Raw genomic sequence first — 7,102 nt, forward strand, 5'->3', positions numbered from 1 at the left:
TAATCCTAAAGACATTTCCACTACCACAAATACATATCTCCATGTAAATAAAAAAGCACCAGGCCAAAACCTAGTGTTTTCTAGTGGGTAAGCAAATCTATAAGCCGAGTTCTGTATTAGACAATCATCTATCTAGGCCCATTGTTACCAGTGGGCTCAAGCGATACTACCCGAAAGCAAAGCGGGCCGCTTTTATATGCTTTCCTATTCGATCTTGCTTCAGATGGGGTTTACATAGCCGCAAAGTCACCAATGCGCTGGTGAGCTCTTACCTCGCCTTTCCAACCTTACCGAAATAAATTTCGGCGGTATATTTCTGTTGCACTTTCCTTCAGGTCACCCTGACTGGGTGTTACCCAGCACCCTGCCCTATGAAGCCCGGACTTTCCTCTCCTGTATTTCTACAGCAGCGATTGTCTGACTTACTTACGAGTTACATAATATCATAACTAATAAAATATTACAACAAAAATTTTAATTTTTTAATGTAAGTTATTCAATTGAATGGTTATAATGTACTATTCTACCGCAATTATCACAATAAACTATATGCTTATTCTTTTTAATATCATCTACAGTAACAGCAGATACCTTCATTTTACACCCAGAACAGACTCCTTTTGAAATTACGGCAGCTCCTGTTCCTTTAACAGAACATAGTTCATTAAACTCATCTAAAAGTTCTTTAGGAATACGTTGTTCAAATTCCTTAATATTACCTTCTGCCTTAACTATATTTTCTTTAGCTCTAACTCTGTTCTCACTGCTACTTTCCTTACAATTATAAAATTTTTCTTTTAAATACATCAACTTTTTTCTACTTTTAGACCTTTCTTTTGATGTATTCTCTTCTTCATACATAAGATTTAAACTATCTTCTTCCAGTTTCTTTATATCATTTTCTTTCAATTTAATAGACTTCTCCAGCGTTTCCATAAACTTTAAATCATACTTCATGTCTCCATATAACTTATTCTCATCTATCTTTATATCCCCTTTTAGCTTACTTATTTTTTCTTCTAGTTCTTTCATATCCTCTTCTATCTTTTTAAATTTATTATCTATATTTTTGTAATTTAGCTTTTCTGCCTCAAATTCCTTTTTCATCTCTTTCAATAAGCTAACATTTGAATCTTCTTTTATATCTTTCCTATTTTTCTTTATAATCCCCATATTTTTCTGAATTTCAATAAGTAAATTTATCATATCTTCCTCCCATTAATTTAAATAAATTTTTTAAATATAATTCTAAAGTAAATAACACCGTACTGTGAAATACTTTCCATATTTATTTTAAAAAAAGTAGAAATGAATTCAATTTTCATTTCTACTTATATTTATACGGACTTTTATTTACTTTTGATAAAATTACAGTATTCTCAAATCCTCTTACCTTTATTTCATGTCTTAAAAAATTAGCTATAATTTCCATAGCAGGCCATTCTGTTCCGAAATGTCCTGCATCAATTACAGCTATACCCTGTTCTTGAAAATCACTTACATAATGATAAGTAGTATCACCTGTAATAACACAATCTGCACCTAATGCTTTAGCTGCATCAAAATAATCCTGGCCACTTCCGTTTATAAGGGCCACTTTATTTATAATTTTAAGTTCATTTCCCGAATATCTAACTGAAGAGATATTCAAACATTTCTTTACCTCATTACAAAACCTAGCTAAAGTCATAGGCTCGGTAAGGCTTGCAATTCTTCCTATGCCACAATCATTTTCACCATAATTCTTAATTCTAGAAGGTTCAATAACATTATAATTGGTAAATCCAAGCTTTTCCATAATAATATCATTTATTCCCCCTTTTACAGAATCAAGATTAGTATGACTGGAGTATACATTTATATTATTTCTTATTAACTCTATTATTTTTTTTCCTATTAGAGTATCAGTAGTTATGGTATATGGTCTTTTAAAAAGTAGTGGGTGATGGGTAAATATAAGATTGCAATTATTCCTTAAAGCTTCTTCTATTACTTCTAGTGTGCAATCTAAAGCCACAAGTATAGATCCTACTTCACATTTCATATCTCCTACCATAAGTCCTACATTATCATAGCTTTCTTTAAGTATGGAAGGTGCTCTTTTTTCCAATATATCATGTATATCCTGTACTTTTAAATACATTCTATCAACTCCTGCAGCTTCTTTATTTTATTACATAAATCTTCTCTTCTACTTCTGGCTAGCTCCGTATTGTCTTTTATATTTAAAATTATTTTATTATAAGATTCAATCTTACTTCTTACAAATTTTAAAAGAAGCTTATGCTTTTTGTCTATCAAAGCCTTTCCCACTTCATAGAATATATTATCTACTTCTTGTCTTTCATTATCATATCTTATTTTTATTATCTCATAAAATCTGTTTTCGTCAATACATAATTCTTCATCTATTATTTTAAAACCACTTTTGTATATATATTCTCTAAGAACTTCAGAATTTCTCATAGGTTGAAGTATTAAAGCATCTGCCTTTTTAAATACTTCCATACCGTCAATAATTATGTCTCTTATAAGATTGCCTCCCATACCTGCAATTATCACATACTGAGCTTCTCCAGGCTTTATAGTGGCAAGTCCACTACCGAGTCTTACATCTATTTTATTTTCCAATCCATGAAGTTTTATATTAAATCTGGCTTTTTCTACAGGTCCTTTATTTATATCTGAAGCTATAGCCCTTTTACACACCTTACTTTCTACTAAATAAATAGGGACATATCCGTGATCTGTACCTATATCTGCTACACATTCACAATTGTCTACCATACTTGATACAATTTTAAGCCTTAAACTAATTTCCATATAATTCTCCATTCCAAAATAATATTATTTAAATGTACAAAGTATTCTTATCTGCATAATTAAAAAAAATGCTGCCACTACTAATGCAGTATATATAAACTTATAAAAAACCTTTTTATCATATTTAGAAAAAATATATGCAGCATAGTACATACAAAACAGAAGTCCCATATTCAAAAGTCCATATGTCATTTGTTTAAATGCAAACTGCTTTCCTGTTCCAAATTCTACAGCTATAAAATTAGGATTAAAACTTAAAGGCATTCTATCTGGCAAGTTTCCATAAAGATACATGATTATAGGGTTTAACGTAAGCATTAGGACTATAATTGCTGCAATTATAAATGGTACAAGAAATTTGGGTTCTTTTCTTAGTTCAACACCCTTATTTAATTTATTTTCCCACTGTAAATTTTCTATATGTCTTTCTTGTATTTTTAATTCAAATTCTTGAAAGTTTTCCGGTGATATTCCATAAGTTATATCATCTGTCTTTAAGTATATAACATTTTTAGTTGAAGTAACAAACATATATGTTCTACCTACTTTATGAATAAACGACCTTCCTATGGCAAATTTACTTTTTCCATATCCTGATAGCTTTACCCCTTTAATGTACCCTTTAGATTTTTGATACATTCTTATATTTTTAAAAGGAATTTTTTCATTCTTAAACTTAAACATACTGGTTATATATAAATTTTCTTCGTCCATAGAGTATTTTAGAGTTCCACAAATTATTATATAATAAATTTGATAAGCATTTACAGCTATAAACGCTAGTTTAAAAAGATTAAATATTTCGTAGGAATTTATAAAATTTATAAGAACTATCATAAATACATTATATATAACCGTTATACCTACTATAGTCCATACTCCTACTCCCTTTGCAGATTTATAAGTAGTTTTCATATTTGCTCACCTTCTTTATTAAATATTATATCATAAACAGAGTCCTTGGCGTCAGATGGAGTTTTGACTCCACCTGATGCTTATTAACAGGCTTCTTAGTGCTTTAGCACTTAGAAGGCGTTATCCTTTAGGGGGAATCGTTATCCAGGGACGTATCTGTTCTAATACTCCAACTTGGAGAAGTTGGAGTATTAGAACAGATAGTCATCGGATAAAGTTATATTCTGCTCCTATTTCAAAGTTTGCAAATTAGTTTTTCAGACAAGTAAAAGCACCTTGGAAAGGGTGCCTTAATCTAAATAATCTTTTAATTTTTTACTTCTACTTGGATGCCTCAGCTTTCTAAGCGCCTTGGCCTCTATCTGCCTTATTCTCTCTCTAGTTACATTAAACTCTTTTCCAACTTCTTCTAGAGTTCTAGCTCTTCCATCATCTAGACCAAACCTAAGTCTTAAAACTTTTTCTTCCCTTGGAGTTAAGGTATCCAATACATTTATAAGCTGCTCCTTAAGCATCGTAAAAGCTGCTGCCTCTGCAGGTGCTGGTGCCTCATCATCTGGTATAAAATCTCCAAGGTGACTGTCTTCCTCTTCTCCAATAGGGGTTTCAAGAGATACAGGCTCCTGTGCTATTTTCATAATCTCCCTTACTTTATCTACAGGCATCTCCATTATTTGTGCTACTTCTTCTGGATGAGGTTCTCTTCCAAGTTCTTGAAGTAACTGTCTTGAAACTCTTACAAGTTTATTTATGGTTTCTACCATGTGAACAGGTATTCTTATTGTCCTTGCCTGATCTGCTATTGCCCTTGTAATTGCCTGCCTTATCCACCATGTAGCATAGGTACTAAATTTATATCCCTTTCTGTAATCAAACTTTTCTACTGCCTTTATAAGCCCAAGATTTCCTTCTTGAATTAAATCTAAGAAAAGCATTCCTCTACCCACATATCTTTTAGCTATGCTAACCACTAATCTCAAATTAGCTTCTGCTAACTTTTTCTTGGCAACTATGTCTCCTTCTTCTATTCTTTTTGCAAGAGATATTTCTTCTTCTGGTAAAAGCAGCGGTACTTTTCCTATTTCTTTTAAATACATTCTTACAGGATCATCTATTGCAATTCCATCAGGAACCGATAAATCTAAGTTTTTCTCATTTGATTCTGTTTCATGTTCATCACCAGTTACTTCTATTCCCATGGATTCAAGAGCTTCATATATTTTTTCTATTTGCTCAGGACTTAAGTCCACTTCTTCTAATTCGTCCATTATTTCTTTATAAGTTAAGGTGCCATTTTTTTTACCTTTTTCTATGATTTTTTTAACTAGCTGTAGCTTTGCACTCTTACTTTTCATTTTATTGCCTCCTTTTGCCATTACTGCATTTCACCAATCCTTTTTTGTATTTTAATTAATTCTTGTGCCAGTTTTAGAGATTCATTCAAATTTCCCTGAGCTTCACATTCTTTTATTCTATTTATAATGTGCTTCTTGGACTTTTCCAATCTATGTCTTTCTATTTTATCTATATAATTATCTATCATATCTTTGTAATTGCTGCTGTCATATTTAATTTTAGTTTCCATAATGTTAACCCATTCTTTAGAGGTATCTACGTCATGACAATTTAACTCTACAAACTTTTTTCTTTTTTCTATATCATATTTCATATTTTCCACTATATACCTATATATTTTTTTATGACTTTCTAATATAATATTATCAACTTCTATTTTATCTAGCGCATACTTAAACGCTTCTTCATTTTCTGAAATAAGTTTTAAAAGAGCCCTCTCAGCCTTTAAATATGCTGGCTCTAAATATAATTTTTGTCCAAAACCAGCATCTATATTCACCTTTTCATTTTTTTTTACATTTTTTTGAATATTATCATTCAACATATCATATAGTACTTGATCCCTTATTCCAGTTTCTTCAGATATACTTTTTACATATATTTCTCTTTCTATAGGATCTAATTGAGATAATATTTTTAGTGCTTTTTCTACATATTTTATAGTATCTTCAGAATCATTGAAATTCATGTTACTTTTTATATTTTGAATTCTATACTCTATAAGTGGTAGAGCTTTATCTACAAGTTCTAAAAAAGCATCTTTTCCATTATTCCTAATAAATTCATCAGGATCTTTTCCTTGGGGTACTACTAAAACCCTTACTTCTAATCCTACACTTTTTAGTATATCTAAACCTCTAACTGTAGCTATTTGACCTGCTGCATCTGCATCATAAGATATTATAACTTTATCAACATACCTAGCCATAAGTTTTGCCTGATTTATAGTAAGAGCTGTACCTAGAGAAGCCACTGCATTGGTTATACCATATTGATGAAGAGATATACAGTCCATGTATCCTTCCACAATTATAAACATTCTAGAAGTATTATTTTTTATGGCAAAATTTAATCCATAGAGATTAATACCCTTTTTAAATAGATGAGTTTCTGGAGAATTTAAATACTTTGGTTTAGAATCATCTAGTACTCTTCCTCCAAATCCTATTACTTTTCCTCTAAAATCAAATACGGGAAAAATTATTCTGTTTCTAAATCTGTCATAGTAATTTCCCTTTTTACTTTTAATTATAAGTCCATCTGATAGCATATCCAGTTCAGTAAATCCTTTTTTCTTTAAGAAAATCAGCATATCATTCCAACTGTCAACAGAATATCCAATACCAAATTTATTCATGGTTTTTTCTGTTATTCCTCTATTTAACATGTAGGATTTAGCTATTTTATTTTTATTTAAACAATTATAAAAATATCTGGCAGCTTCTATGTTTAGTTTATAAAGTTTTTCATAAGTATTCTTTCTATTGCTGTTTCCATTACTATTTTCATCCAGATCTATATTTGCTCGATCAGCTAAAATCTTCAATGCTTCGGGAAAAGTTAACTTTTTCAGTTTCATAACAAACGTTATTACGTTTCCTGCCTCACCACAACCGAAACATTTATATATTTGCTTATCAACAGATACACTAAAAGATGGGGTCTTTTCTTGATGAAAAGGACATAATCCTAAATAATTTCTACCTGCCCTTTTTAACTTTACACTTTCAGATATGATATCTACTATATCACTTGCATCCTTTATTTTTTGAATGACATCTTCCGATATCACTAACGAATCCCCACCTATCTTAAATTATTATGTTCAAGAATAAATATATTCGACATAAATTACTATATTCCTTCTTCAAAAATAAATATTTTTTTTCTCAAATAAGGAATATACTATATATATTCTTTACAAAAATTAAATATCCTTCAATAAAAAAAATTTTTAATTTTAAAACTGCATAATATTACTTATAAATATATAATTTATGCTCTATTT

6 protein-coding genes and 1 other RNA gene are annotated in these 7,102 nt (G+C 30.2%); all 7 read right to left on the bottom strand.

Features of this window, described 5'->3' with window-relative positions; all coding sequences use genetic code 11:
* Positions 1–84: 84 nt before the first annotated feature.
* Positions 85–429, bottom strand: an RNA gene (rnpB, locus tag CLCOS_RS21035) — RNase P RNA component class A.
* Between the two features lie 63 nt (positions 430–492).
* The gene (locus tag CLCOS_RS21040) at positions 493–1,206 is read right to left on the bottom strand and encodes a zinc ribbon domain-containing protein (protein ID WP_063601552.1); all 714 of its coding nucleotides are present in this window, start codon (positions 1,204–1,206) and stop codon (positions 493–495) included.
* A 121-nt stretch (positions 1,207–1,327) separates the two neighbouring features.
* Complete coding sequence (locus CLCOS_RS21045; RefSeq protein ID WP_063601553.1) at positions 1,328–2,143, bottom strand: Nif3-like dinuclear metal center hexameric protein; 816 nt, start codon at positions 2,141–2,143, stop codon at positions 1,328–1,330.
* Complete coding sequence (locus tag CLCOS_RS21050) at positions 2,134–2,823, bottom strand: tRNA (adenine(22)-N(1))-methyltransferase (RefSeq protein ID WP_063601554.1); 690 nt, start codon at positions 2,821–2,823, stop codon at positions 2,134–2,136. Before CLCOS_RS21050 ends, CLCOS_RS21045 begins: the two co-directional genes overlap by 10 nt.
* 24 nt (positions 2,824–2,847) lie before the next feature.
* The gene (locus CLCOS_RS21055) at positions 2,848–3,738 is read right to left on the bottom strand and encodes a PH domain-containing protein (RefSeq protein WP_063601555.1); all 891 of its coding nucleotides are present in this window, start codon (positions 3,736–3,738) and stop codon (positions 2,848–2,850) included.
* A 290-nt stretch (positions 3,739–4,028) separates the two neighbouring features.
* Entirely contained in the window at positions 4,029–5,114 is a 1,086-nt protein-coding gene (gene rpoD / locus CLCOS_RS21060; protein ID WP_063601556.1) for an RNA polymerase sigma factor RpoD, read from the bottom strand.
* Positions 5,114–6,886, bottom strand: coding sequence for a DNA primase (gene dnaG, locus CLCOS_RS21065; RefSeq protein ID WP_063601557.1), 1,773 nt, complete (start codon positions 6,884–6,886; stop codon positions 5,114–5,116). Before dnaG ends, rpoD begins: the two co-directional genes overlap by 1 nt.
* Positions 6,887–7,102 lie beyond the last annotated feature (216 nt).

This window comes from Clostridium coskatii (genome assembly GCF_001675205.1).
GTDB lineage: Bacteria > Bacillota > Clostridia > Clostridiales > Clostridiaceae > Clostridium_B > Clostridium_B ljungdahlii.